The sequence below is a fragment of the Parabacteroides caecihominis genome, assembly GCF_023656785.1.
Classification (GTDB): domain Bacteria; phylum Bacteroidota; class Bacteroidia; order Bacteroidales; family Tannerellaceae; genus Parabacteroides; species Parabacteroides segnis.
Genome location: NZ_JAMOKS010000045.1, coordinates 13,679 through 40,038, shown reverse-complemented (window position 1 = coordinate 40,038; position 26,360 = coordinate 13,679). Strand labels below are relative to the sequence as shown.

The following is a 26,360-nucleotide window of genomic DNA, read 5'->3' as shown; positions in this document are numbered from 1 at the left end:
AAATAAACTCATATGAACTACGGATTCGTAAAAGTAGCAGCAGCCGTCCCACACGTACAGGTGGCAGACTGTTTTTATAATATTCAGCAGATGGAAGGTCTGATGCGCCAGGCTTCGGACAAAGGCGTACAAATCATTGCCTTCCCCGAAATGTCGGTAACGGCTTATACCTGCCTGGACCTGTTCGCCCAGCAGGCTTTGCTGAAAAATGCAGAACAAGCCTTATTGAAACTGGTCAGCGACACCGCCGACCTGAATATCCTCACAATCGCAGGCGCCCCGTTAGTGACGGAAAACAGACTGATAAACGCTGCCGTAGCTTTCCAGAGCGGAAAGATATTAGGCGTAGTCCCCAAGACATACATACCGAACTACAAGGAGTTCCAGGAACAACGCTGGTTCACTTCCGCCACCGAATTACGGGACAAGACCATCTCAATCGGAGACAGAACATATCCGTTGGGCAGCCACTTGCTCTTCACCGCCGGACAGGTAAAAGTCGGCATCGAAATATGCGAAGACCTGTGGGTTCCCGTCCCCCCCAGTTCCTTACTGGCGATGGAAGGAGCCAATATCCTTGTCAATATATCCGCCAGCAACGAACTGATCGGAAAACATCATTACCTCCGTTCGCTGATATGCCAGCAGTCCGCCCGCTGCATGGCAGGGTATGTCTATGCCTCCGCCGGTTTCGGAGAATCCAGCACCGACCTTGTCTTTGCCGGCAACGGGATCATTGCAGAAAACGGCACTCTATTAGAAGAATCCCCACGCTTCACCATGCAGGAACAACTCGTCATCAGTGAAATCGACATCGAGAACCTGCAAAACGACCGCCAGGTAAATACTAGCTTCATGCACGGCGCCTCCACCCTGCTGGGGGGTGAAACAATAACAATCCCGTTCGCCCTGTCTGAAAACTCCGGCCAGCCGGTATTGACCCGCTCTGTCGACCCGCATCCGTTCACTCCTTCCGGCGACGCACTGAAGGAACGTTGCGAAGAGATTTTCCAGATACAGGTAGCCGGACTGGCTAAACGTATCGTCCACACACACTCCCGGACAGCGGTAGTCGGTATCTCCGGCGGACTCGATTCCACACTGGCATTGCTGGTAACCGTCATGACATTCGATGCCCTGAATATCCCACGCAACCAGATACTCGGCATCACCATGCCCGGCTTCGGAACGACAGACCGCACCTACACCAACGCTTGCGACCTTATCCGTTCACTGGGTGTCACATTAAAGGAAATCTCCATCAAGGATGCCTGCCTCCAGCATTTCAAAGATATCAGTCACAACCCATCGGTTCACGACGTGACCTACGAAAACAGCCAGGCCCGCGAACGCACCCAAATCCTGATGGACGTAGCCAACCAGAAAAACGGCATGGTCATCGGTACCGGCGACCTTTCCGAACTGGCCCTTGGCTGGGCTACCTACAACGGAGATCACATGTCGATGTACGGTGTAAACGGCAGTATCCCCAAGACGCTTGTCAGATACCTGGTAGAATGGGTTGCCCACAACCGGGTGGATGAAGCCTCACGTGCTACATTGCTGGATATCGTCGACACTCCAATCAGTCCCGAACTGATACCCGCCGACGAAAACGGAAACATCAAACAGAAAACGGAAGACCTCGTAGGCCCTTACGAACTCCACGACTTCTTCCTCTACTATTTCCTCCGTTTCGGCTCCTCCCCCGCCAAGATTTATTTCCTGGCACAACAGGCTTTCAGCGACAGTTACGACAAAGAGACCATCCGGAAATGGCTCCACACCTTCTTCCGCCGTTTCTTCCAGCAACAGTTCAAACGCAGTTGCCTGCCGGACGGTCCGAAAGTAGGTTCCGTCAGCCTCTCCCCCCGTGGCGACTGGCGTATGCCGAGCGATGCCATGGCGACACTTTGGCTGAAGGAGATAGAAGAGTTAGACTAAAAAAACAAAAGATAAAACGTCCCGCATCCAAATTTGATAGTTTAGATGCGGGACGTTTTATTTCCAAATTCCGTTTTATTAAATCCTGACTATCTTCTCTCAGACAGCAGCTTTCATTCGTTTATAAATACTTTTTAATATCGACACCTTGGATATTAATTCATTCAACACAGAAACAATATCATTTTCCATCAATGGATAATCATGGGCAATCTCATTACGCAATTCCCGAATATATCCCCACTCATCTGCACTATCTATAAAATGATAACGCTCCAAAAGATTTAGAATATCCCGCATTGGCAAAGCAGAAACATCTTCATCCAAATACTCCAACACATATCGGAAAATCTTAGCCCCCATAGCATCCTGTAGTTTGGAGAAACGAAAAATAAACTGATCCATACAACGGATTTGGTTCTCATCCAAATTCGTATAGCTATCAACAGACATAGGGATATCCGTATGCATAGCCTCTAAAGCCTCATCTATGCGTTGAATGTGCCGGTCGCAAATATCAAATTCACGACTCAATCGTTCCATCAATTCCTGTTTTCGATTTGTCATATTAATCGTATACCTGTTATTAATGCCTCCTTTGCAACCAACGATTCTTCATGGTCGCCTATCACATCGATTTTCTGATCGCCTAAAAATTGTTTCAGCCGAGCAATCATGCGTATACGAGCCAAGACACCTTTCTTTTCGGATGTAGTACGTACTAACAGATCAATGTCTCCACCACGTTTCTCGTTATCTGTTCGTGAACCGAACAGATAAACTTCGACACCTTCCCCGTAAATTTCTTTTGCTACACGGACAATCGATTGTATGTCTTTCTTATTTAAGCGCATTTTATCTCTGTTTTTACAAAGATAGATACTTTTATTTTGTATTCAATACTCCACATTCCGAATTCTTACTCGTAGGACTACTGTGCTATTATATAAAAAAGGCTACCGGAATCCCGATAGCCTTTTGTTTTTTTATCGCTTACTTATCAATTACATGCCGAATGCCGGTTTACGGTGAATCCACTGTCCGCGTGTAAAGTCAGGGAAATCAACCAATGCACCGCCACGGGCGATAGACATTTCAGACAAACCGGAGATAGCACTCCATGCAGCTGCATCGTAGCAGTCCATAGGAGCCGGTTTCTTATTCTTGATGGCATCGATCAGGTCGTACATCATGATGAAGTCCATACCACCGTGACCGGCTTCTTTTGCCTGGGCATCCAGCTGAGCCCACAGCTTATGGTCATATTTCTTGAACCATTCGTCAGAGTCATCCCAACGGTGAGGTTTGGATTTACCCTGTACATATACATGGTTGCCATCGTTCATCCACAAACCTTCAGTACCCTGTACACGGAATCCCAAAGAGTAAGGACGGGGAGAGTTTGTATCGTGTGTAACGATGATCGTCTGGCCGTTCGCACATTTAATCATAGAAGTTACGATATCACCCAGGTTGAAACGAACTTTTGCCAACGGATGGTTTTCACCGCCATTGTCTACGATAAACTTATGCAATCCGCGAGACTGAGTTGCCATAGCAGACAGAGAAAGGAAACGGTTACCACGGTTGATGTCCATGCAGTTTGCAATCGGTCCGATACCGTGAGTCGGGTAAATATCACCATTACGTGTTACAGAATGCTGTGTACGCCACTGAGCTTCAGCAAAAGCTGTCGGGCCCATACGCAAGTCACCGCTACCCGGTACATAGTTATAGTTTTTACCGTCATTGAACTTCACTTCACGCAAGTCATGTTCGTAACCGCAACCACCGTGCAGCAACTCACCGAACAAACCTTCGCGAACCATGTTCAAAGCAGCCATGCAGTCACGACGATAACAAACATTTTCCATGATGTTCAGATGGCTGCCTGTTGCTTCCGATACGTTAACCAAATCCCAGCATTCTTCCAGCGTATTGGCAGCAGAAACTTCTACGCCAACATAAGGAACACCGGCTTTCATGGCTGCAACCGACATCGGTACGTGCCATTCCCACGGGCTGGCAATAATCACGCAGTCGAACTCTTCATTGTTCAACATCTTTTCAAATTCACGTTCGCCACCTTTATACACTTTCGGGGCATCCACGTTGAATTTAGCGATGTGTTTCAATGTACGGTCGATCGGGCCTTGCTGGATATCGCAAATAGCAACAATCTTATTTCCCGGGATAGCCAACACATTATTGATGTGCTCATGGCAGCGTGAACCTGTTCCGATAAATCCGAAACGCAGTTTACCGTCATCTTTTCCGGCTGTTTTTTTCTTCTGAGGTTCTGGAGAACCTGCTACTGTAGTGGCCGAAGCAGTACCTGCCATAGCCAAACCTGCTGCACCAACTCCGGCGGCAGTCATTTTCTTAAGAAAGGAACGACGAGTGTTTTCCATGTTCTTTATTTAGTATTTTATGTTAAGTGGGCAAATTTATAATATTTAATCAACTTCTCAAATATGTTTAGAAAAAAAGAGTCAATCATTTTAATCTATTAATAGTTTGTCATCTTTCCAGTCTCCCTTTTCAGCTTCTCGAAAGTCATCATCATTTGGCGCAACCGTTTAGGTTCTTTATCCGCCAAGTTATGATTCTGTCCGACATCTTCCTTTACATTATATAACTGGTAACAATTTCCCAATCCCGAAAAACCGGTACCATCAGGGTCGTCATAATAGCTGGGATACGGTGGAATCATCACCCAGTCGCCCTGATGGAGAGCATAATTGAAATAACCTTCCGTCACCAGTTCCTTACGTCCCTGGTCGCTTTTTCCCAAAAAGACGGGCAAAGTATTCTGGCTGTCCGTCTTATCCGAATACGTCTGCCCGGTCAATGCTGCCAATGAAGCCAGCAAATCCATCTGGCAAACCAATGCATCGGATACTCCCGGTTTTACAACCGCCGGCCAACGCAACAGGAACGGGATGCAAGTACCGCCGTCATACAGGCTGGTCTTTCCACCGCGGTGAGGGCCTGCCATCTTATGATTGCCTACCATTTCGACAGCCTGGTCCTGATAGCCGTCATCCAATACGGGACCGTTATCGCTGGTCAGGATAATCAGGGTATTCTCCGTCAATCCCAGTTTATCCAGTTCTTTCAGAAATTCAGTCACACACCAGTCAGCTTCCAGGATGACATCTCCGCGAGGTCCCATACCAGATTTGCCGACAAACTTCTGATTCGGTACACGGGGCACATGTGGCTGGTGCAATCCGTAATACAGGAAGAATGGTTTATCTTTATTGTCTTTCAAAAAGCCTTTGGCTTTCTCCAGAAATAACTCAGCCATATCTTCATCTTTCCACTGGGCAGCCTTACCGCCTTTCTGGAAACCGATACGCGGCACACCGTTTACAATCGAACCGGCATGTCCCACACTCGGATGCATCCGGAGTAGTTCAGGGTTATCTTTACCGGTAGGTTCACCGGGAAAATTATGCTTATAACTGACATATAGCGGGTCATCCGGTTCCAGTCCGACTCCTTTCCCGTTTTCGATAAAGATGCAAGGCACGCGGTCGTTGGTCGCTGCTTGGATGAACGAATAATCATATCCCACTTCCTTGGCTCCGGGATAAACCGTTTCATTCCAGTCTACCGCTCCGTCACCCAGTCCCAGATGCCATTTACCGACCGAGCCGGTTACATAACCGGCCTGTTTCATGACCTTCGGCAAAGTAATTTGTTGTGTATCGATAATCAGAGCGGCATTACCGGGAAGGATTTTAGCATCCTTATTCGTCCAGGGATACAGCCCGGTCAAAAGTGAATAACGGCTGGGCGTGGATGTCGCTGCCGTACAATATCCCTGCGTAAAACGCAGTCCTTCGTTTGCAATCCGGTCCATACCCGGAGTCTGTATACGGGTGGCTCCGTAACAACTCAAATCGCCATACCCCAAATCGTCGGCTACAATGATTACGACGTTGGGCTGTTTTTCGCCCTGTTCTTGTCCCGACTGAGGTTGTCCGGCAAAAACAGAAGTTGGCAGTGCTAAGCCTGCCAACATCCCAAATGAATAACTGAATAATTTCTTTTCCATTCACATATTAGTTTTATAAGATCATTCCAATGGATTCTGTGTCAATGTCCCCGGATAAGCATTAATCTCCGACTGAGGAATTAATTGCACAACCAGCGGACTGGTCGGTTCTATCTCCAGAATAGTATTGTAAAATCCCGGATAACGGCGTACCATCGTATCGCCCACCCGATAAACATCAAAACCGCGGTCGGCCTCATAAGCCAGTTCCAGTTGACGTTCTTTCATGATAAGTTCTTTGGCATTCGTCGCATCCATCGAGGCATACCCTTTTCCTGGCAAAGAACGTTCACGGACAATATTTACATTTGTTCTGGCAAGCTCGTAATTACCGGTTTTAGCCGCTGCTTCCGCACAAAGTAAATACATTTCCGCCAAACGGGAAACTATCGGAGAATGAAGTTGTGGAATCCCGTCTTCCAAAGAACATTTATAACAATAAAACATAGGATATCCGTTATTCAACTTCATCATATAATCATCCTGACCGACATAAACCTTACCGTTATATTCAATTGAATATTTTTTGTTACCTGCATTCACAGGAGTCAAAGTATATGTATCCTCCCCAATTTTAGTTGTCAACGTCGTACCCTGTTCCGCTATCTCACCTTGTTTATAAGTATAACCGGTCAACGTCCCGTTTTTATCATATACTTCATGGAAGAACCGGAAAGCACGAACCGGCAATCCGTTCTTTTGCGTATACTGAGGGTGGATAAATGCAGCACGTGCATCGGTAAAGTTTTCACTTGTCCAGTCATTATATCCCGTTTCATTCAGCAAATCCAGATATTTCTGGCTGGTATATATTTCTCCCCATCCCACATCCTGGATATTGGCATACATACTGCCGATTACCGGATTATAATTTGTAATCTCGGCATCCATCCGTTTTACGGCAAAGACAGTTTCCACCTGTGCTTTGCTATCCGGTGTCATCTGATTATAAGTCATGAAAACATCACGGCTCAATAACTGGAATTTACCGCTTTTAATCACTTCGTTGGCATAATAATAAGAAGAGTCGGCATACGTCTTGTTCGGATTCTCATAAGTGCCGCTCATATAAGCATACATTTTAGCCAACAGGGCCTGAGCAGAATATTTGGAAGCATAGATAGCCGATTTGTAAACCGTCATCAACTCTTCCCCTTTACGCAAATCGGCAACAGCCTGTGCATACACCTCTTTCACCGTCGAACGGTCAGGCAAAACCAATCCGTCCAGATTATCGGGAATATCCACGATAGGAACCGCCAGGTTCGTTTCAGGCGACTGATAATAAGGGCGTCCGAAAATACGGCACAGATAAAAGTACATCATCCCGCGCATAAAATAAGCCTCCCCTATTTTCTGGTCTACTTCGGCCGATTCTCCTTCCTCAACCATCTTTATCAGGTTACTTGCCTGGGCGATAATTTTGTATCCGTTACTCCAAACTCCCGGCAGATGATTATTGGTAGCCGTATGTTTATACGACATATACTGGCTGAAATTATTTGTCGTTGCATTCTGCTTCATGATATTATCACCCGGATATTCTCCCGTACGGTGCATTACATCCGTCGCCGAACGTAACTGGGCATAACATCCGTTCAACAAAATATCCAAAGCCTCTGCTTTATCTTTCTGGATAGTCTCTGCGGAATAACTGCCATACGGAAGACGTTCTATATCACACCCGTTCATCATCAATGCGGCAGCTCCTAATACTATTATATATAATTTCTTCATAACTGTGCTCTTTTTATTATAAAGTAATATTTAATCCAAACATAAATTTACGTGTCTGCGGATATACGGAAGTGGCAACGCCCGTACCCTTGCCATTATTCAATGGAGGTACTTCCGGATCAATACCGGAGAAGCCGGAAATCACAAACAGATTCTCACCGGAAGCATATACTCTCAGGTTGGAGATAAATTTCTTAACCGGAATATTATAACCGATAGTCAGGTTTCTCAAACGCAGGTAACTGGCATCTTCCAGATAACGCGAAGAAGTACTGTTGGAATTCGACTTGTTTCCATAAACCGGCAGCGGATGTGTAGCTATATCGCCTTCCTTTTCCCAACGGCTCCAGCCATCTTTCAGTTTCATTTGGTTACGGTCGGTATAGGCACCGTCGGAATCAAATTCCATACGCATATAATTGTAGAGTTTTCCTCCAACCGAATATCCGAAGATAGCAGAGAGGTCGAAATCTCTCCAGGTCAGGTTGGTTGAGAAACCACCATAGAAATCGGGAGTCGACGAGCCGCAGATAACACGGTTGGCCGATGCCTTCGAATAACTGTTGGTCGTTACGCGGTTTCCGTTCTCATCGGTCATATACCATAACGGATCACCGTTTGCCGGATCTACGCCTGCCCATTCTGTCGTGTACCAGGAGTCGATATCATAGCCGGGTTTCAATATTTTATCGGAAGCTCCGACAACCGCTGACTGGCCGTTACTGATAATGATTTCAGGATCATCCCCATACAGTTTCTTTATCTTATTGGTATTCTTAGCTATATTGGCTGAGATATTCCAGTTCCAGTCTTTTGTTTTCAACACATCGGCAGAGACTGTCATCTCGACTCCCTTATTCTGCACCTCACCTATATTCTTATAATTCACCGACCAGCCTGTCACAGCAGAAACCGGTACATTATATAACAGGTCTGTTGTTTTTTTCTGATAATAGTCCAAATTAATGGTCAGACGGTCAAACAGCACAGCATCTACACCGACACCGAATGTATAAGTCTTCTCCCAGGTCAAATCTTTATTTCCGATTTGCGACATCATAGCTCCCGGCACTCCGTTATACCCTCCGCTAATCGTATAAAGCGCATACTGGGGATAAAGGCTGGCAGGACGGGCGCCGACCGACCCGTAACTGGCACGTAACTTCAACAAATTCACCCAATCGGCATGGAAAAATGCTTCACGATTGATATTCCAACCGCCGCTGACCGAGAAGAAAGTACCGTAACGGGCATTCTCTCCGAAATTGGAAGCGCCGTCCCTACGAAGAGAGAACTGTGCCAGATATTTATTATCGTAAGAATAATTGGCATTCAGGAAATAGGATTGTACAGCCCATTCATTTTGTGAACCGGCAACCGCCTTCGGTGTCGTGGCGACATCAGCCACACTGAAACCGGCAGGAAAACCGGAAGCCGTCTGCGAAGTAACCGTTCCCGAATAAGAATTAAACTCATATGCCAGGATCGCATTCACCGAATGTTTTCCAAAAAGCTTGTTAAAACGTAACAGATGATTCGTATATAACCGGTTATACTCAGACTTATAGTCTTTCAGCAACCCGTTATCGGCTTTCCCTCCGGATGAACGTGGATCGGTATATGTCTTCTGTGCCGAATTACCGTATTTATAGTTATTGACAGACGAAAACGTCAGCCAATCGGTAATCTTGATATCGAAATCGAAGTTTCCCATAAACTCATAAGAAGTAGTCTTTCCATAATTCCATTGCAGGTCATACAGATAATTTCCCATTTTCGGCGATACCCATTCTACCGGTTGCGACTCCTGATAAAGGTTACCGTCTTCATCATAAGGACTATCCCAGGGCAGACAGGAATACATCGAACCGACAGCATGTTGCTTGTCATCGACATCTCTGCGGGCACCCCATACAGACGGTTTGATCTTCAGCCAGTCATTTACCTGGTAGTCCACATTGTAACGGAAATTATAACGTGTCAGGTCATATCCTTTCACAGCTCCCGACTCATCATATATGCCAAGCGACAAATAACTTTTCATCTTATCCGTTCCGCCGGATATCGAAAGATTATAATCCTGGGCGATTCCCAGGTGAGTAGCACAATCCCACCAATCGAAATTCTTGTTCCGAAGGTCTTCTGTATATTGCGGGAACTGGATCGACTCCTGGTTCGAGAAAGATTTGTAATAATCATACAATTCACTACCGTTCATCACCGAGAAACCACCTTTATTCAACTGGGTAATACCAGTTTTAGCCGAAAGACTAATCGTTGCCTTACCACTCTTCCCTTTTTTGGTCGTTACGACAATGACCCCGTTCGCCCCCATCGAACCATAAATAGCCGTTGAAGCCGCATCCTTCAGCACAGAAATAGATTCGATATCCATCGGATTCAGGTTTCCCGAACCGTCACCGACAAGCACTCCGTCGATTACCCACAAAGGGTCGGTTCCCCCATTAACAGTGGCTTTACCACGAATCACAATCTTACCGGTAGCTCCCGGCTGTCCGGAACCGCTATTCACATATACACCCGGAGCCTTACCGCTCAACAGGTTTTCCGCAGAAGGGGTCGTTATATCCAATAACTTATCTTGTTTAACAACCTGCATCGCACCGGTAAGGCTTTCCTTCTTCTGAACACCGTACCCGACAACAACCACTTCTTCCAGTGCCTGGGTATCTTCCTTGATCTTAATGATCATTTTGCCAGTTTGTGCTTTTACCTCGCTTTTCAAGTAACCGATATACGAAACTTCAAGCATCGCACCTTCCGGCACCTCCAGTTCGAAGTTACCATCCAGGTCCGTACTTATTCCATTCAACGTTCCTTTAACCAGCACATTGGCACTGATGATCGGCTCGCCGGTCGTTCCGTCAATCACTGCACCTTTCACTTTAATTGTTTTCTGTTGCGCCTTCATAGAAGCAACAAATGTTTCCGTTTCTTTTTTAGATGTAATCTTGTAAACGATTATCTTACGATCGTTTACAATAAAATCAGCATGCTGATTTTTCAGGGCGTTTCTCAGAATCTGTTCCACCGACCGGTTTTTCATCTCCACCGATACACGTTCAGACAGGTCGATGTCATTATTCCTGATAAGGAAGGAGTAGGAAAATTCTTTTTCGATCTGGTCGAAAAGTTCCTTTAAGGTTGTCGTGTCTAACTGAACAGACATGATACAGGTCTGCAACTCCGTAGCCAACATCGTTCCGGGGATCATAGGTACACTTGCCAGCAAACATGCTGAAAGCATCCATTTCCCGGACTTTTTTAAATAGTTCTTTTTCATTTTAGTTAGATTTACAAATAGACTTTATTTTATTTATCTTTGATTACCAATTCATTTCCTTGTTGTTTCCAGGCATACTTATGCTCGACATCTATTTCCCTGAGAATATCATCCAGGGTATAGTGGCCAGAAAAACTACCTGTATAAATTTCCTTTTTCAAGGATTTGCTTTCTATACGTATATGAATATTATATTTACGTTCCAGGTCTTTAGCAATCTGCAGGAAAGATTTATTTTCAAAACGGAGCGTACCGCTTGTCCAGTCATACGCTTTGCTTCCATCTATCTCCGTCATTTCCACCCGGTCGGTTTCCTTATTATAACTCAACATCCTGTTCGGACGTAACTCCACCTCTTCCGCATGTTTCTTATCATTCAGATGCACATTTACTTTACCGGAAACCAGACTTACATCAATTGTTTGATCTTCTTTATAGGCTTTGACATTAAACCGGGTACCCAATACACGAACATTTAGGACTTCCGACTTGACAACGAACGGTTTCAGGGTATCGCGAGCTACTTCAAAATAAGCCTCCCCTTCCAATTGTATTTCACGATCTTCCTTACCGAAATTCTTGCTGTATCGAAGAGAGGAACCGGCATTCACCCATACAACCGAATGATCCGGTAAAACCACTTTCGACTGCGATCCCATCGGAGCCGATGTTTCAAAATAGGCCAACTGCGTATCGTCCATATTCCGGTTACCCAACCGGTAAGAGGTTACACCGACTGATAAAAGTAATAAACCGACAGCTGCTATCCGAGCCCAGGTAGTCCATAGGCTGCGTTTTCCGGCCTTCTGTTGAACCGGCTGCATCAAACTTCCAAAATATCTCTCGAAATCTGCTTTTCGGGTGGAAGAGAAAACAGGTACATGCGCTGTTGCCCACCAATCGGACATTTCAAACAGGATTTTCTTGTTTTCTTCATCTGCATCCAGCCAGGAAGACAATTCCTGTTCCTGAGCCTCTGTCAGTTCTCCCGCAAAATAGCTGAATACCAGCTCTTCAATATGTTCGTTTCTTGTCATCATATAAATTTCAAGCCCGGAATATCGGGTTGCTTCCCTTATATACACAAGAAACTGGGATTGCGTTTAAAAGAAATACGATTATTTTTGAGAAAAATTAAATAAAAGTAGAAATAATGGATATAGATCGCCTAAAAGGTCTCTAAGCTTGGATAATCCGATTTTGACTTGTACACGTACGGTACTTTGACTGATATTATAGATCTGTGCAATCTCTTCGTACGACTTATTATGATAAAGATACTGTATAAAAATATCACGGCATTTTTTAGGAAGCTGGTCAACCGCCTTGTATATCTGTTCTTCAAACTCTTTATTTTCCAGATAAGCCAACGGATGGGATTCGGCGGAAATCTGTTGCTCCTGGATAGTCAGCAAATGTTCCTGCACATCCGACATCGGAACCATTTGAAGGCGTTGCCCACGAAGATGATTAAGGCATCGGTTCTGTACGGCACGGATCAGATAAGCCTGCACCGGAAATATGAGTGTGGAACGGTTGTTCCACACATTAATAAATACATCATTTACAACTTCACGGGATGCTTCGGAATTGAAAATATATTTGGTCGCCACTGCACAGAGATACACGTAGTAGGTAGAATACAGCAACTCAAAAGCTTTTATATCACCTTCATTTATACGTGTAACAATATCTTCTCTTATTTCCGGCATCTACAACATTAAAATCATACTTTGCACAAAAATAAGGAAATTCTGCAAAGTATCGGGTACTTTATGATTTCTTTTTGGCAGTCTTCTGGTTTCCCGCCTCAGCCCGCTTCTTATTCCGCCAGAAACTGCCGTCGCGCTTGCTGCCGAACATATTACGTCTTTTCGATTCCTGCTTAATGGCTTCTTTCTTCTCTGCCACGGCTGCTTTTACATCTGCCGTTTCAAATTCATTTCCGCCGGCAACAGGTATCTGTTTGCCTATCAGCTTCTGGATATCTTTCAGGTACGGCACTTCCTCTGCATCGCAAAATGAATAAGCGACACCGCTGCGTCCGGCACGGCCTGTACGTCCGATACGGTGTACGTATGTTTCCGGCACATTCGGCAGTTCGTAATTTATCACATGCGAAAGATGGTCCACGTCGATACCGCGGGCGGCAATATCCGTAGCGATCAGTACACGGGTGGTATGGTCCTTGAAATTAGTCAGTGCACGCTGGCGGGCTGTCTGGCTCTTGTTTCCATGGATAGCTTCCGCTCCGATATTCGCTTTTGCCAGGACACGGGCCACTTTGTCCGCCCCATGTTTCGTACGGGTGAATACCAGCACCGATTCCAAAGAAGAATCTTTTAGCAAATGCGTCAGCAGGCTTACCTTCTCCGCCTTTTCCACGAAATAAACGGACTGGTCGATCTTATCCACCGTCGATGAAGCCGGAGTAACCTCCACCTTCTGCGGCTCATGCAGGATCGTTCCCGCCAGGCGTTCTATCTCCGGCGGCATCGTTGCCGAGAAAAACAGCGACTGGCGCTTTTTGGGCAACAAAGGTAAAATACGTTTGATATCATGGATAAATCCCATATCCAGCATACGGTCGGCCTCATCCAATACAAAATAATCAAGATATTTCAGGCTGATAAATCCCTGGTTGATCAAATCAAGCAGACGTCCGGGGGTTGCGATCAATACATCTACGCCACGTTCGAGCGCATCCGTCTGAGGTTTCTGTCCTACACCACCGAATATAACGGTATGCCTCACACCGGTATATTTACCGTATGCCGTAAAACTTTCTCCTATCTGGATGGCCAGTTCGCGGGTTGGTGTCAGTATCAATGCTTTGATACCACGCACTTTACCATGCTGGCGTTCGTTATACAAATTCTGAATAATAGGAATGGAAAATGCAGCAGTTTTACCTGTTCCGGTCTGTGCACAACCTAATAAGTCATATCCGTCTAAAACGTAGGGAATTGCTTCTGCTTGTATAGGGGTTGGAATTGTATAACCTTCTTTTGTAAGAGCCTTTTGTATCGGCTCTATCAGTTCTAATTGTTCAAATGTCATCTAATAATAATGTTGAGCCATCGCGGCTCGTTAAATAAATAATTGAATGCAAAGGTAATAAATAAAACGGGAATCATCCTAATCAGTGACTAAAATGTATAAGAATACTTCCGAAAGACATTCTGTATACTTTATAAAAAGAGGTAGGTGTAAATCAATTTAGAGGTACGTCTAAATCAATTTACACCTACCTCTAAATAAAATCAGACGTACCTCTTTCTCTAAAACGATAATATAAGAGTAAAAATAACCTTTGAATATTGTATCAAATAATATATTATCTTTGTAAATTGATTTTTGGATGATGAAAGAGTTACAGTTGCTGCTAAAGAAGTTTTTCGGATATACTTCTTTCCGCCCGTTACAGGCGGAGATCATACAACGTATTTTGAGGAAAGAGGATTCACTGGTGCTGATGCCTACCGGTGGAGGAAAATCAATTTGTTTCCAGTTACCGGCCATTTATATGCCGGGAACGGCTGTGGTAATCTCTCCGTTGATCGCCCTGATGAAAGACCAGGTAGGCGGATTGGTTGCCAACGGTATCCCGGCAGCCGCACTCAACAGCATGATGCCGGAAGAAGAACGACACAGAATAAAACAACTCTGCATACAGGGTAAAATAAAACTGCTTTACCTGTCACCCGAAGCCCTGGTAGGCGAACTGCATTGGCTGCTTCCCCGTATGGATATATCCCTGATCGCCATCGACGAAGCCCATTGTATCTCACATTGGGGACACGACTTCCGTCCTGAATATACCCAACTGTCCGTTTTGAAAGAACAGTTCCCTAAAGTTCCGATCGTCGCCCTGACAGCTACAGCCGACAAAGTCACACGTACCGACATTGTCACCCAATTGAAGCTGCGTGATCCGGAAGTTTTCGTTTCGTCCTTCGACCGTCCGAACCTGTCCCTGACTATCCGCCGGGGACTGAACAAAAAGGAGAAAACTTCCGCCATCGTCCATTTCATCCATGCCCACCGCCATCAGAGCGGCATCGTTTACTGCATGAGCCGGAACAGTACCGAGAACCTGGCAGAAGAACTCTCTTCTTACGGGATCAAGGCCGTTGCCTATCACGCCGGACTCCCGCCCATTCAACGCGAAAAGGCACAGGATGATTTTATCAACGACCGGGTAAACGTGGTCTGTGCAACCGTTGCCTTCGGGATGGGAATAGATAAAAGCAATGTGCGTTGGGTCGTACATTATAATATGCCCGGAAGTATCGAGAACTACTACCAGGAAATAGGCCGTGCCGGACGCGACGGGATGAAAAGCGACACCTTGCTGTTCTATTCGGTAGGCGACCTGCTCGTCCTCCGCCGTTTTGCCGAAGAAAGCGGGCAAAAAGACACCAACCTCCAGAAGCTGAACCGCATGCGCCGTTATTGCGAAGCGGACATCTGCCGCCGGCGTATCCTCCTCAGTTACTTCGGAGAAGAAAACGACCAAGATTGCGGCAACTGTGATGTATGCAAAAACCCTCCGCAACGGTTCGACGGCAGCATACTCGTCCAAAAAGCGTTAAGCGCCATCTTCCGTACCGGTGAATTTGTCGGCATGAATATGCTGATTAATATCCTCCGCGGCTCGGAGAAAACAGAGATCACGGAAAAAGGATACGATAAATTAAAGACATACGGTGCCGGAAAAGACCTTTCCTATAAAGAATGGAAAGAATATCTTTACCAGATGCTTCAATTGGGATATATCGAAATCGATTATGTCAATGCCGGAATACTGAAAGTCACTCCGCTGGGAAGAAAAGTATTGTTCGGTGAACAGAAAGCGATGATGGCTATCTATAAAGAGCCGGAAGAAAAAACTTATTTCAGAAGAAAAGACTCGAAATTCAAATACCGCCCCATCAAACCCATCCAATCGGCATCGGTCGAAGAAACACTGCTCGACTCGCTCCAGCAACTCCGCAAGCAGATTGCCGAACGCGAACAGACACCGGCCTACATCATCTTTTCCGATGATTCACTGGAAGATATGGTACAAAAAAGGCCTGTTACCCTGGAAGAGTTCAGCGAAATACGTGGTGTGGGAGAAATCAAACTGGAAAAATACGGAAAGGTATTCGTGGCACTGATACGGTTCGTACTGCGGTTGCCCAAAGACAGATAACCACCCATTTTTATTTCAGTTTCCCGATAATACGTTTAAGAAGCAAAAATTACCGTTACAGTAAAAAAAAAGACGATTCTTACAAAAATATCCGGTACTTTAGTCTTCGAAAAAAGAACCGGACAGTATCCCTCTACCGCCGGTTCTATATAGTATTAACTTATAAAATAACAGCTTATGAATACGCTAAGTGTAAAGTTGTCTCATAGCATCTCTCAATTGTATGAGACTTTGTGTCAGGTTGGAAAGAGTACATTTGCTGAATTACAACGAGCAACAAATTTTAAAGACACGGAGCTCTGTTTGGCTCTATGCTCGCTCATGCACGACAACAAAGTATATCAGGCACGTATCAGCAATACCGTTTATTACATTATTAAATAATGTTCTCCACCGGAAATTCGACCTCACCAAACCCGATCATCGCATTAAACAAGCGAACCAACGAATAACGGGACAAATCCTGCGGACGAATAACAGCCGGAACAATCCTCCCCTTTCCTAATAGAGATGCCCGCATCGTTCCTTCCAGCAAAGGGACCTCGGGTGTCTCCCATTGGCTACCATTCCATAAAGCAATATTGGCAATCGATGTATCCGTCACGATACCATCACGCACGATCAGGATATCGTCCGCATCTCCCTTCTGACGAAATAATTCATCCAACTTCTGACGGTCAGCACTTTTATAAGTATAATCCAGCCCGTCCGACGTGACCAGTCTCAAACGATTCACCGGACGAACGGTGTAAGGTAGATATTCCACCTTCTCCACTTCCTCCTGATATTCGACCCGGCATTTGGTACGTCCGGAATAATCTCCGGGCTGGATATAATCCGCCAGGTTTACAGGCAAGTTACATTCGAACACATCTCTCCGCGTCTTGTTGAAGCGGTAATTATGAAAGGCCAGATTAACCGCCTTTCCATCCTCGATACGGATTGTTTCAATAAATTGGCACATATACTTTTTGTTTCATTTCATTATATTCACTTTCTAAATCGCTTTGGGAAGTAATCCCACCGCCGCTCTTAAACAGGAAATCTCCTCCCTCCTGCCCGATAAAACGAATCATCACGGCACTGTCCAGACGATGGCCGTCAAAATATCCCATAACCCCGGTATAAAATCCCCGTTCGTATGTTTCAGCTTCCCCGATAATCTCCATCGTCTTTTTCTTGGGAGCTCCGGTGATAGACCCTGCGGGCAACAGCCGGAATAGTATGTCTCCCAATGAGGCTTTCCAGTCTTCCGATAGCTTACCTCTAATTTCTGAACTGACTTGCAACAGTCTTCCCCTGTTTGTCTGCAACTCATCTATATACCGGTATCGCGACACCGTCACTTCCGATGCCACCTGGCTCAGGTCATTACGAATCAAATCGACAATCGTGGCATGTTCCGCCTCCTCCTTTCTGTCTGCCAGAATCCGTTCCCGCGCATCAGGCAAAGAGGCATCGATCGTCCCTTTCATCGGATAAGAATAGATAAATCCATTCTCGATACGCACGAATATTTCAGGTGAGAAAACAACAAAACGCTCTTTCACCCATAATTTATAAGGAGCATGGGAAAGATAAAAAATCTCTTTCAACGTCAGATTCGTCCGTACCGGAGTCGCACAAGTCAGATTGACCAGATAAGAATTACCGGCATAAATATGCTCGGTCACTGTCCGGAAAGACCGGGAGTAAGTTTCAAAAGAAACCGGATTAGTCTCCCATTCAACATGTTTTTCAGGAAAGGCTTCCGCTTTTGACGTCACATTGGTAACGCCATTCAAATCATACAACACCTCACCCGGCTCTACCTCCTCCGGCTCCGCCACCCAAACTTGCTCCTGCTTATAATCAACGACAAATATAAAAGGCCGCCCGGATAATCCCAATCGATTCATATACCGGACGGCTTCTTCTTTATTGCAAAACTTCATATTATATCAAAAATCGCTCTGTCAGTCCGCCGAAAGCATCGATACGACGGTCACGGAAGAACGGCCACCAACGGCGCACATTCTCACTCCGTGCTTTATCAATCTCTACCACACGCACCTCTTCATGGTCGTTCGGAAACTCAGCCAACAACTCTCCCTGGGGACCTGCTACAAAGCTATTTCCCCAAAACTGGATACCGTTTGTCTGTCCCGAAGGATCCGTCTCATGTCCGGTACGGTTTACCGTAATCACCGGAAGTCCGTTAGCCACGGCATGTCCGCGCTGCACAGTTATCCAGGCACCCAGCTGACGTTTTTTCTCTTCTTCCGTATCACTGCTCTCCCAGCCGATAGCCGTCGGATAAATCAGCATCTCAGCACCTTTCATCGCCATCAGGCGGGCTGCTTCCGGATACCACTGGTCCCAGCAAACCAATACGCCCAACTTCCCGACAGACGTCTCTATCGGTTCAAATCCCAAATCGCCGGGAGTGAAATAAAACTTTTCGTAGTAAGCCGGGTCGTCCGGTATATGCATCTTACGATATTTTCCGGCAATCGAACCGTCTTTCTCAATCACCACGGCTGTATTATGATACAATCCCGGAGCACGCCGCTCGAACAGGGAAAGTACTAAAACCACGCCCAGCTCTTTTGCTAAAGCCCCGAACTCTTCCGTAGACGGTCCCGGAATCGTTTCCGCCAGGTCGAACATCTGCGTATCTTCCGTCTGGCAAAAATACAGGCCGTTATGCAATTCCTGCAAGACAACCAGTTCCGCACCTTCGTCGGCACAAAGCCGGATGCTATTTTTCAGTTTCTTTATATTATCTGTCCGGTCACAGGTATTTGCCTGTTGAATCAATCCTATCTTCATACAATAAATTCTTTCGGGTACTGCATCGTCACACAATGCAATGAGCCATGTTGTTTAATTAACGGTAAACAATTAATACCTACAATCTCTCTGTCCGGAAACGCCGTCTGCAAGGCCGCTTTCGCCACTTCATCTTTCGGCGAATTATAGAACGGAACAAGCACCGCCCCGTTTATAATCAGGAAATTGGCATAGGTAGCCGGCAAACGCTCACCTTCCCATTCCACTTTATCCGCCATCGGCAAAGCAACCAACCGATAAGGTTCGCCATTTACCTGCGTGAACTCCTTCAATTCCTCTTCCATCTCCCGGAGTTCGGCAAAATGCTCGTCTTCCTCATCCGTGCACTGCACATAGGCTATCGTATCCTCACTGCAAAAACGCGCCAGCGTATCGACATGACTGTCAGTATCGTCTCCCGCCAGATAACCGCTTTCCAACCACAGGATACGGTCCAGCCCGAACACCTGCTTGAGATAATTTTCCAGTTCTTCCTGCTGGAGATATTCGTTTCTGTTCACGGAAGATAGACATTCGACCGTAGTCAGCAAAGTTCCCTTTCCATCCGACTCGATACTGCCGCCTTCCAATACAAACGGCTGCATATTGACAGGAACCACTTCATCGGCAAAAGTCTTGCCATGAAACAGTTTCCGCGTAATCAGATTATCATGGTTGGCAGCAAACTTCATCCCCCAACCGTTGAACACAAAATCGTACACCACCGGCACCCCGTCATCAAACACGGAAATCCCCCCATGGTCACGCGCCCAGGTATCGTTCGTCTCCATCTCACGGAAAATAACACGGCTATAATCCACCTCTCCCAACTGCGAGCGTACCGCCGTTTCATCCGGACAAACAATCAGTAACTTCTCCCGTTTGATCACCTCTTTGGCAATCTCCACAAAACAAGGAACCACCTCATCCAGTATCGGAGCCCAATCGGTCCCCTCATGCGGCCAAGTCAGTTGAACGGCACTCTGAGGATACCATTCTGCCGGTAATATCGTTTTATTATCCATGTCTGCTAATTTAATTTTCAAACCATTAACAAAAATATCATATCCCTTCAATAATAGCTTTAAGCGTCTCTGGGTCCGATTGATATTTATTTTCTTTCAAGTATTTCAATGCTTTCTTTAAGACTACCACCTCATCCGCATTTTTGAGTTCCTGAAATAAATTCTTGAACGTAGCATCTTCCTTGCTGGAAACCTTTTTCGTTTGCTCCGTAAAAGACTTCAGATCAGATGAAAAACCAAACTGTTCCATATCAGTTTCCACATCTTCTGCACATTTAAGAATAAACCCATCTACTGCCGGTGAAATCATGACCAGATAATGAGCTTTGTCAGGATGTTTATAAAAAAACAGAGAATCAGTATGCCCCACCTCTTCAAATTCATCCACATAACGAATTTGCCTTTTATCTTTATCGACAATTCCAACGGCAAACTCATCAGCAAGCTTCTCTTTCATGACTTTAACAACGTTATTACAGCCTTTCTGGTGATTATAACCTTTTGCTGTAGGAACTAATGTTTCGAGCAAATTAGTGTCAACGTAACATTCCGGAATTATGTAAAGTTCTGCCATTATTTTAAGAAAGTTTCCGTATTAAAAAATAAATCAGCCCCAAATTCATACATTTCCTGTAACTCACTCTCAGCCGCCCTCTTCACTATTGTTTCTCCATTTCTGAAATCTACTAAGTAAATAGCCAAATCATTTCCAGGCAGTTCCAGAAAGTCATTTACGACATAAGGACTATGGGTAGTAATAAAAAACTGATTATTTTCCGAATCTATAATACTTCGTGTTACTTTAGATATAAATGGCGGATAAGAATGTGCCTCAGGTTCTTCGAAAATCAGAACTGCATTATCATTACTTTCAATAGCAGCTGTATAGAAAATCATACGTTGCAAAGAATCAGCAATAGAATGAAACGGAATCAAAAAAATCTCTCCCGGATTCTTCTCTTTAAGAACTTTAATTTCCTGACTATTCGTATCGAACACATACTTCAAATCGTAATCTTTGAATATGGCTGTTAACTCCCTCTTCAAATCAGGCAACAAAGTTACTATGTTCATTAAATTACTTCCATTCGGAGGCAGAAGATAATTTAACGGCAATTTTTCCTTTTCAAAGGAATTTGGATAAAAATAACTCCTGAATGGGTTTGCTGCCGAGATCTCAATATTCTTTTTCCCAGACAAGAGCATATTGGAAAAAGATAAAGAAAATTCCGCATCAGTATGGTCTTTATAATTTAAAAGAAATGAAAGTCCCATACTATCTAAATGAACCTCAGCATTTACAACATCCGTCTCTATCCGTATAGGTGTCTCTATATGACCATCAAAAAAAAGTTCTGCATCGCTTTCAACACGAATAAACTGCTGAATACTCCTTTTCTTTGCAAATTTTAAATAAGGAAGACAAAATAAGGACATTGCCTCCAATAAATTACTTTTACCTACATTCGGTTTACCGATAAACAGGTTAATCCTTCTACAATCATTTAAAACAACGTTTTTGATCGATTTGAAGTTATTTATATGGACATGGCTTATTTTTGTATGCATTCTTTTTGTATGACTTTAATTATACTGTAAATGCAAAGGTAATAATATTTAGAAAATCTTCTCCATTTATTTGGAATCTTCAGAAACCTCATTAACTTTGCAGCACAAAGTACTTTTTATTTTAAGTATATGAATAAACAAATAGAAGACATAAAAGCTATCCGCGAGATGATGGAGAAATCATCTAAATTCCTTTCGTTAAGCGGTTTGTCAGGCATATCAGCCGGAGTCATAGCCATTATCGGAGCAGCGCTTGCCTATTTCCATATTTTACGGGAACCGGCCAGTGCCAACTTCGACACGACACACGAAGCCATGTTCCGCGAAATCACTTTGCTGATAACCGACGCTTCCGCCGTGCTGCTCTTCTCTATTTGTTTCGGTATCTATTTCTCCTGGAGAAAATCGGTGAAAAAGAACCTGATGCCCTCCAAAAGTCTGATAAAAAGGACACTTTATAACCTCGGTATCCCTTTGGTTGCCGGAGGTATCTTCGCCCTTATTTTCCTGCTACGCGGCGATTTGGCTATGGCTATCACCATGACGCTGACCTTCTATGGCCTGGCATTAATTAATGTATCCAAATACACCCTCGACGAAGTACATTATTTAGGTTTGACGGAAGTCGTGCTAGGTATTGTTGCCGCCCTGTTCCCCGACTGGAGCCTCTTGCTTTGGACTATCGGATTCGGAGTTTGCCATATCATTTACGGCACAGCTATGTACATCAAATATGATTTGAAAAAAGAATGAAAAACATACTGTCCAAATTAAATAAAGCCTTCGAAAGCCGAATACGATTAGGTATCATGTCTATCCTTTCGGTAAACGAATCAGCCGACTTCAACACCATGAAGCAACTGATGGAGTTGACCGACGGGAATTTGGCCAGCCACCTGAAAGCACTGGAGACTCTCGGATATATCCAGTCCGTCAAACAGTTCATCGGACGGAAACCCAATACCCAATATTCCATCACCGAAGAAGGACGAAAAAGTTTCAAAGAGCATTTGAATGCACTGGAAGAACTTATCAAATAATTTTTTTACCCTTTTACTTTGAATCACAAAGTACTTTTAAACTATATAAAACAGGTTTAGTTTATGGAAACAACAATTAAAAAAGCAACAAAAATCAATCAGTCTATCACACTAAAAGCACTGATTATCGGATTCCTGACCCTCATCCTCCTGATTCCGGGATTAATGATCCAGGATCTGATCCGGGAAAGACAAAACCGGAGTTTGGAGACAATCGAAAAGATTAACAACAAATGGAGCAATGCCCAAACCTTTTGCGGTCCGGTCATTTCCATCCCTTATACCACGACGCAGGTAAATCCGGACAACAAGACAACCATTCAGGAACACCTCCTGAATATCACACCGGAAAACCTGAATATCACAACACAGTTATTTCCAGAGGAAAGATATTACGGTATCTACAAAACGATCCTTTACAAAAGCGAGATAGACATAACAGGGAACTTCGACAAAATAAACTTCCCCAAACCGGAAAATAGTATCATTCATTGGGAACAAGCCTATCTATCCATCGGTGTTTCCGACCTGAGGGGCATAACAGAAAATATCGATTTCAAGCTGGATAACAAACAATTGTCGGTCGAAGCCACCGGTAACCTGGATACGCAGATAGGGAAAATGCTGGTCATGCCACTAAAGAATACCGATCCTCTCCTGTTCAGCCAGCCCCAAACATTCAACTGCAAATTAAAACTGAACGGCAGCAGTAGCATCAATTTCATCCCCATAGGCAAAACGACCAAAGTCCACGTTACGGGTAACTGGAAGTCCCCCGGTTTCATCGGCAACTTCTCTCCGGAGCACCATATTACCGAAAAAGGATTCGAAGCCGACTGGAGTATCCTCAGTTTCAACCGCAGTATCCCGGAAATGTGGATCGACTACCCGGGAAACTCATTCGACGATTCCTCCTTCGGTGTAAACCTGATCGACCCGGTAAACCATTACCAGCAGAACATGCGTTCCGCCAAATATGCCATCATGTTCGTCGTCCTGACCTTTGTTGTCTTCTTCTTCGTCGAGATCCTGACCAGAAAACGGATCCACCCTATCCAGTATTTGTTGGTCGGCTTCGCATTGATCCTGTTTTACAGCCTCCTCCTGTCCATCTCCGAACAGATAAACTTCGGCACGGCCTACCTGATTGCCAGTATCGCCACCATCAGCCTGATCACAGCTTATGCTCACAGCATCTTCAAAAATAAAATACAGACCGGAGCACTCACCGGCATGTTATGTTTATTATATATTTTCCTGTATGTTGTTCTGCAACTCGAAGATGTTGCCTTATTAATAGGAAGTATCGGTTTGTTTGTAATCCTAGGAACGATTATGTTCTTCTCCCGGAAAATAAGTTGGTATAAACAAGAAGATGAATATCCTCAAATACCTGAAACAGATAAGTAAACAACAAACCTTATAAAGGGAAAGATATAGACTCCAGCATCTGTTTTCGCCAGGAGAGAAGTTTACCGTTTTTAAATAAGCGACGTTGGACGAAGCACCAACTACCGAGCTTGTTTTCACGGACAGTAGGCCAACGGTGCTTCTCCTGGTAAAACAGTTTTAATTTTTCATAGTTTTCAATCCAAATGTCGTCGGTATTCCAGACAAAACCGGCTTCATCCATCATCCTGATACGTTCGGAGGCTAGTCCCCCCTGTTTACGGAATTTACGTTGGGTACTACACCAGGAACCTAATTTGCCATCATTACTTTTTGGCCAATATCCCTTTTGGTGATAAAAAAACATTACCTGTTCCCAATTTTTTATCCACTGGGCATCCAAATCTTGCTCCCACACAAAACCGATGCGATCCAACAAAGCTATCCGTTCTTCAGATAATATCCCTTTTTTACGCCCCTGCCGCTGCGTATTACACCAGATACTCAGATTATTTTCTCCCTTCTTAGGATAACGTTGCATCTGAGCTATAAAAATCTTCAGTTCTTCATAATACTGCATCCAGCGACTGTCCTGCACCTCCCATTCGAAACCGATCCGGTCCAGCTGCAAGATATAATCTTCCGACAACGTCCCTTTCTTCCGGGCAATCCGCTGGGTGTTGCACCAGTTTCCCAACTTCCCTTCGGCTGCCTGCGGCCAGCGCCCCTCACGTTCCTTATATTCGATCAAACGTTCATACATTACCGGCCACGCATCCAATTCCGCCAGCATATCATCCACACGGGCACGGATATCAGACAGGAATCCCGTGACCTCAAACTCCATAAAGCCTTTAAAGCTTTTTGGGGCACGGATCGCCGGATGATAAACCAACTCCCTTGACATAGCCTCATAAACAGAACGGCCCGAAAGATTATTGACAAAGTCAAGCACCACCGGATGCCGGTCCGACCCCGCTTTCAGGCAACGGCCCAACTGTTGCAAGGCTACTACATACGACTCCGTCCGACGCAGGAACATGGCGGCATCCACTCCTTCCACATGCAATCCTTCGATCAGCATGTTTATGGAGAAAAGAACATGCAGTTTTCCCGTTTCCTTACGAAAACGACGCAACGTCTTTTCATTCTCCCGATTACTGAGTCCATTATGGATCTCAAATGTTTCCGTTTCAAAGCCAGCCTGCCCGAGCCAGTTCGATACTTCGGGAATCATATGCCGAAGGTCCTCCTTGTCTTTACAGAAAACAAGCATTTTCTTTACCTCTTTCGGAAGATAACGCCGGATCAGTTCCGATGCACTCAATGAACCGCGAAAGTCGAGACGGGCAAAATCTATCTTGTCTTGAATATGCTTGCGCCTTTCTAAAGTACAATCGCTCCTGTTCAGCATTCGCTGTACCTTATCCAGCTGGTTATTCAGATCGAATACGCTCTGCACCAGGACAGGTACAGGTAGTATCTTATAATACCAGGCCATAGACAAAGACAGTTCATGGAACAGGTTTCCCTTGAAATAGACCTCTACCGTATCGAGCATCTCTTCGGGACGTATTGGGGTTGCAGACATTCCCAGTACACGGGCCTCCGGATTGTTATCTATTACTTCCTGTACAGCCTGTCCCCATACTTCCGCTCCGAAATGATGGAATTCGTCGATAATAATATGATCTGCTTTAAGCTCACCGACTGTACTGCGATTCAGAACTAATGCCTGAAAAGTCCGGTAGGCAACATGCGGCATTGTCCTGCCAATTGCTTTTTTGATCTCGGCAATGATCGTAACGTTGGGAGCGATAACCACTATATCATCTTCCGAATGATTGACGATATAGCGGGCAATCAGGTAAGACTTTCCTGTTCCGGTTGCCTGTACAACGGCTCCGATCCTGTTCGTTTTGAATCCTTCCTCAATAGCCCGGTAAGCTGCTTCATTATGTGAAAAGAGTTCAATATGCTTTCCCGTTTCCAAGCTTTTCAGATAGCTTTCATCCGAAACAGTCAGTCCATGCAGTTCAAAGGAAAGTGCCTCCGGTAGATAACCGCCATGAGCCAAGATACGGAACTGGTTGCAGCCGCACATTTCCCCGATTCGCTGCATTTCAGTATATAACCTGTCCACTTCCGGCAAGCCGACAGGTTCCTTATTCCATACCTCTTTTACAATGAAAGTAACGGAATCTTCCCTGAATCCTACCAGCAGACAGCCGGATTCTTCTGTAACAAAATAATGATAAGAATGATAAAGATCGCAGAGCAC

The 26,360-nt window shown here is 44.9% G+C and carries 22 protein-coding genes; 6 read left to right on the top strand and 16 right to left on the bottom strand.

Annotated features, from left to right (window positions below; translation table 11 throughout):
- Nucleotides 1-12 precede the first annotated feature (12 nt).
- A complete protein-coding gene (locus tag NBH14_RS25320) occupies nt 13-1,944 on the top strand; it encodes an NAD(+) synthase (protein ID WP_128133020.1) in 1,932 nt (643 codons plus the stop codon).
- Nucleotides 1,945-2,043: 99 nt separating this feature from the next.
- Here NBH14_RS25320 and NBH14_RS25315 read toward each other — a convergent pair whose 3' ends face one another.
- The 9 genes from NBH14_RS25315 to NBH14_RS25275 form a co-directional block, all read right to left on the bottom strand.
- On the bottom strand, nt 2,044-2,511 hold the full coding sequence (locus NBH14_RS25315) for a toxin-antitoxin system antitoxin subunit (RefSeq protein WP_128133019.1): 468 nt from the start codon (nt 2,509-2,511) through the stop codon (nt 2,044-2,046).
- A complete protein-coding gene (locus NBH14_RS25310; protein ID WP_128133018.1) occupies nt 2,508-2,798 on the bottom strand; it encodes a nucleotidyltransferase domain-containing protein in 291 nt (96 codons plus the stop codon). Before NBH14_RS25310 ends, NBH14_RS25315 begins: the two co-directional genes overlap by 4 nt.
- Before the next feature lie 150 nt (nt 2,799-2,948).
- Nucleotides 2,949-4,355 (bottom strand): Gfo/Idh/MocA family protein, encoded by a 1,407-nt coding sequence (locus tag NBH14_RS25305; protein WP_186961606.1) that lies wholly within the window; start codon nt 4,353-4,355, stop codon nt 2,949-2,951.
- 98 nt (nt 4,356-4,453) lie between these two features.
- Nucleotides 4,454-6,007, bottom strand: coding sequence for a sulfatase-like hydrolase/transferase (locus tag NBH14_RS25300; RefSeq protein WP_186961605.1), 1,554 nt, complete (start codon nt 6,005-6,007; stop codon nt 4,454-4,456).
- 21 nt (nt 6,008-6,028) lie between these two features.
- On the bottom strand, nt 6,029-7,744 hold the full coding sequence (locus NBH14_RS25295; RefSeq protein WP_186961604.1) for a RagB/SusD family nutrient uptake outer membrane protein: 1,716 nt from the start codon (nt 7,742-7,744) through the stop codon (nt 6,029-6,031).
- A 16-nt stretch (nt 7,745-7,760) separates the two neighbouring features.
- On the bottom strand, nt 7,761-11,048 hold the full coding sequence (locus NBH14_RS25290; RefSeq protein ID WP_186961603.1) for a SusC/RagA family TonB-linked outer membrane protein: 3,288 nt from the start codon (nt 11,046-11,048) through the stop codon (nt 7,761-7,763).
- A 29-nt stretch (nt 11,049-11,077) separates the two neighbouring features.
- Nucleotides 11,078-12,088, bottom strand: a complete 1,011-nt coding sequence (locus tag NBH14_RS25285; protein ID WP_186961602.1) for a FecR domain-containing protein — start codon at nt 12,086-12,088, stop codon at nt 11,078-11,080.
- Nucleotides 12,089-12,166: 78 nt separating this feature from the next.
- Nucleotides 12,167-12,760, bottom strand: a complete 594-nt coding sequence (locus NBH14_RS25280) for an RNA polymerase sigma-70 factor (RefSeq protein WP_186961601.1) — start codon at nt 12,758-12,760, stop codon at nt 12,167-12,169.
- A gap of 61 nt (nt 12,761-12,821) precedes the next feature.
- Nucleotides 12,822-14,108, bottom strand: coding sequence for a DEAD/DEAH box helicase (locus NBH14_RS25275; protein WP_007658434.1), 1,287 nt, complete (start codon nt 14,106-14,108; stop codon nt 12,822-12,824).
- 304 nt (nt 14,109-14,412) lie between these two features.
- Between NBH14_RS25275 and recQ the strand changes: the two genes are divergently transcribed.
- A complete protein-coding gene (recQ, locus tag NBH14_RS25270) occupies nt 14,413-16,245 on the top strand; it encodes a DNA helicase RecQ (RefSeq protein ID WP_186961615.1) in 1,833 nt (610 codons plus the stop codon).
- Between the two features lie 177 nt (nt 16,246-16,422).
- On the top strand, nt 16,423-16,629 hold the full coding sequence (locus tag NBH14_RS25265) for a winged helix-turn-helix domain-containing protein (protein WP_128133012.1): 207 nt from the start codon (nt 16,423-16,425) through the stop codon (nt 16,627-16,629).
- On the opposite strand, the gene NBH14_RS25260 is transcribed toward NBH14_RS25265, so the two are convergent.
- Genes NBH14_RS25260 through NBH14_RS25235 form a run of 6 tightly spaced genes read right to left on the bottom strand, consistent with a single transcriptional unit; the run spans nt 16,622 to nt 21,650 of the window.
- Nucleotides 16,622-17,209, bottom strand: a complete 588-nt coding sequence (locus tag NBH14_RS25260; protein WP_128133011.1) for an aminotransferase class IV family protein — start codon at nt 17,207-17,209, stop codon at nt 16,622-16,624. The two genes, NBH14_RS25265 and NBH14_RS25260, sit on opposite strands and share 8 nt — an antisense overlap.
- Nucleotides 17,193-18,179: an aminodeoxychorismate synthase component I gene (locus tag NBH14_RS25255; RefSeq protein WP_128133010.1), complete on the bottom strand. Its 987-nt coding sequence runs from the start codon at nt 18,177-18,179 to the stop codon at nt 17,193-17,195. The genes NBH14_RS25260 and NBH14_RS25255 overlap by 17 nt, the downstream gene beginning before the upstream one ends.
- 1 nt (nt 18,180) lies before the next feature.
- Complete coding sequence (locus NBH14_RS25250) at nt 18,181-19,056, bottom strand: carbon-nitrogen hydrolase (RefSeq protein WP_186961600.1); 876 nt, start codon at nt 19,054-19,056, stop codon at nt 18,181-18,183.
- Nucleotides 19,053-20,081 (bottom strand): agmatine deiminase family protein, encoded by a 1,029-nt coding sequence (locus NBH14_RS25245; protein ID WP_128133050.1) that lies wholly within the window; start codon nt 20,079-20,081, stop codon nt 19,053-19,055. The genes NBH14_RS25250 and NBH14_RS25245 overlap by 4 nt, the downstream gene beginning before the upstream one ends.
- Before the next feature lie 37 nt (nt 20,082-20,118).
- A complete protein-coding gene (locus NBH14_RS25240; protein WP_128133009.1) occupies nt 20,119-20,655 on the bottom strand; it encodes a basic helix-loop-helix domain-containing protein in 537 nt (178 codons plus the stop codon).
- Nucleotides 20,655-21,650, bottom strand: coding sequence for an AAA family ATPase (locus NBH14_RS25235; protein WP_186961599.1), 996 nt, complete (start codon nt 21,648-21,650; stop codon nt 20,655-20,657). Before NBH14_RS25235 ends, NBH14_RS25240 begins: the two co-directional genes overlap by 1 nt.
- A 129-nt stretch (nt 21,651-21,779) precedes the next feature.
- Between NBH14_RS25235 and NBH14_RS25230 the strand changes: the two genes are divergently transcribed.
- The 3 genes from NBH14_RS25230 (at nt 21,780) to creD (ending at nt 24,100) form a co-directional block, all read left to right on the top strand.
- Entirely contained in the window at nt 21,780-22,403 is a 624-nt protein-coding gene (locus NBH14_RS25230; protein WP_250817836.1) for a hypothetical protein, read from the top strand.
- Complete coding sequence (locus NBH14_RS25225; RefSeq protein ID WP_007658450.1) at nt 22,400-22,690, top strand: winged helix-turn-helix domain-containing protein; 291 nt, start codon at nt 22,400-22,402, stop codon at nt 22,688-22,690. Before NBH14_RS25230 ends, NBH14_RS25225 begins: the two co-directional genes overlap by 4 nt.
- Before the next feature lie 63 nt (nt 22,691-22,753).
- Nucleotides 22,754-24,100, top strand: coding sequence for a cell envelope integrity protein CreD (creD, locus tag NBH14_RS25220; protein ID WP_186961598.1), 1,347 nt, complete (start codon nt 22,754-22,756; stop codon nt 24,098-24,100).
- 10 nt (nt 24,101-24,110) lie between these two features.
- On the opposite strand, the gene NBH14_RS25215 is transcribed toward creD, so the two are convergent.
- Entirely contained in the window at nt 24,111-26,360 is a 2,250-nt protein-coding gene (locus NBH14_RS25215; protein WP_186961597.1) for a Helicase associated domain protein, read from the bottom strand.

What these genes read in the sequence shown, in the direction of transcription:
- NBH14_RS25265 (WP_128133012.1), top strand. Translation starts at nt 16,423, where the DNA reads ATGAATACGCTAAGTGTAAAGTTGTCTCATAGCATCTCTCAATTGTAT.
- NBH14_RS25275 (WP_007658434.1), bottom strand. Translation starts at nt 14,108, where the DNA reads ATGACATTTGAACAATTAGAACTGATAGAGCCGATACAAAAGGCTCTT.
- NBH14_RS25250 (WP_186961600.1), bottom strand. Translation starts at nt 19,056, where the DNA reads ATGAAGATAGGATTGATTCAACAGGCAAATACCTGTGACCGGACAGAT.
- NBH14_RS25240 (WP_128133009.1), bottom strand. Translation starts at nt 20,655, where the DNA reads ATGGCAGAACTTTACATAATTCCGGAATGTTACGTTGACACTAATTTG.
- NBH14_RS25225 (WP_007658450.1), top strand. Translation starts at nt 22,400, where the DNA reads ATGAAAAACATACTGTCCAAATTAAATAAAGCCTTCGAAAGCCGAATA.
- NBH14_RS25295 (WP_186961604.1), bottom strand. Translation starts at nt 7,744, where the DNA reads ATGAAGAAATTATATATAATAGTATTAGGAGCTGCCGCATTGATGATG.
- NBH14_RS25310 (WP_128133018.1), bottom strand. Translation starts at nt 2,798, where the DNA reads ATGCGCTTAAATAAGAAAGACATACAATCGATTGTCCGTGTAGCAAAA.
- NBH14_RS25235 (WP_186961599.1), bottom strand. Translation starts at nt 21,650, where the DNA reads ATGCATACAAAAATAAGCCATGTCCATATAAATAACTTCAAATCGATC.
- NBH14_RS25230 (WP_250817836.1), top strand. Translation starts at nt 21,780, where the DNA reads ATGAATAAACAAATAGAAGACATAAAAGCTATCCGCGAGATGATGGAG.
- NBH14_RS25305 (WP_186961606.1), bottom strand. Translation starts at nt 4,355, where the DNA reads ATGGAAAACACTCGTCGTTCCTTTCTTAAGAAAATGACTGCCGCCGGA.
- creD (WP_186961598.1), top strand. Translation starts at nt 22,754, where the DNA reads ATGGAAACAACAATTAAAAAAGCAACAAAAATCAATCAGTCTATCACA.
- NBH14_RS25315 (WP_128133019.1), bottom strand. Translation starts at nt 2,511, where the DNA reads ATGACAAATCGAAAACAGGAATTGATGGAACGATTGAGTCGTGAATTT.
- NBH14_RS25255 (WP_128133010.1), bottom strand. Translation starts at nt 18,179, where the DNA reads ATGAAGTTTTGCAATAAAGAAGAAGCCGTCCGGTATATGAATCGATTG.
- NBH14_RS25260 (WP_128133011.1), bottom strand. Translation starts at nt 17,209, where the DNA reads ATGTGCCAATTTATTGAAACAATCCGTATCGAGGATGGAAAGGCGGTT.
- NBH14_RS25290 (WP_186961603.1), bottom strand. Translation starts at nt 11,048, where the DNA reads ATGAAAAAGAACTATTTAAAAAAGTCCGGGAAATGGATGCTTTCAGCA.
- NBH14_RS25245 (WP_128133050.1), bottom strand. Translation starts at nt 20,081, where the DNA reads ATGGATAATAAAACGATATTACCGGCAGAATGGTATCCTCAGAGTGCC.
- NBH14_RS25285 (WP_186961602.1), bottom strand. Translation starts at nt 12,088, where the DNA reads ATGATGACAAGAAACGAACATATTGAAGAGCTGGTATTCAGCTATTTT.
- NBH14_RS25300 (WP_186961605.1), bottom strand. Translation starts at nt 6,007, where the DNA reads ATGGAAAAGAAATTATTCAGTTATTCATTTGGGATGTTGGCAGGCTTA.
- recQ (WP_186961615.1), top strand. Translation starts at nt 14,413, where the DNA reads ATGAAAGAGTTACAGTTGCTGCTAAAGAAGTTTTTCGGATATACTTCT.
- NBH14_RS25280 (WP_186961601.1), bottom strand. Translation starts at nt 12,760, where the DNA reads ATGCCGGAAATAAGAGAAGATATTGTTACACGTATAAATGAAGGTGAT.
- NBH14_RS25320 (WP_128133020.1), top strand. Translation starts at nt 13, where the DNA reads ATGAACTACGGATTCGTAAAAGTAGCAGCAGCCGTCCCACACGTACAG.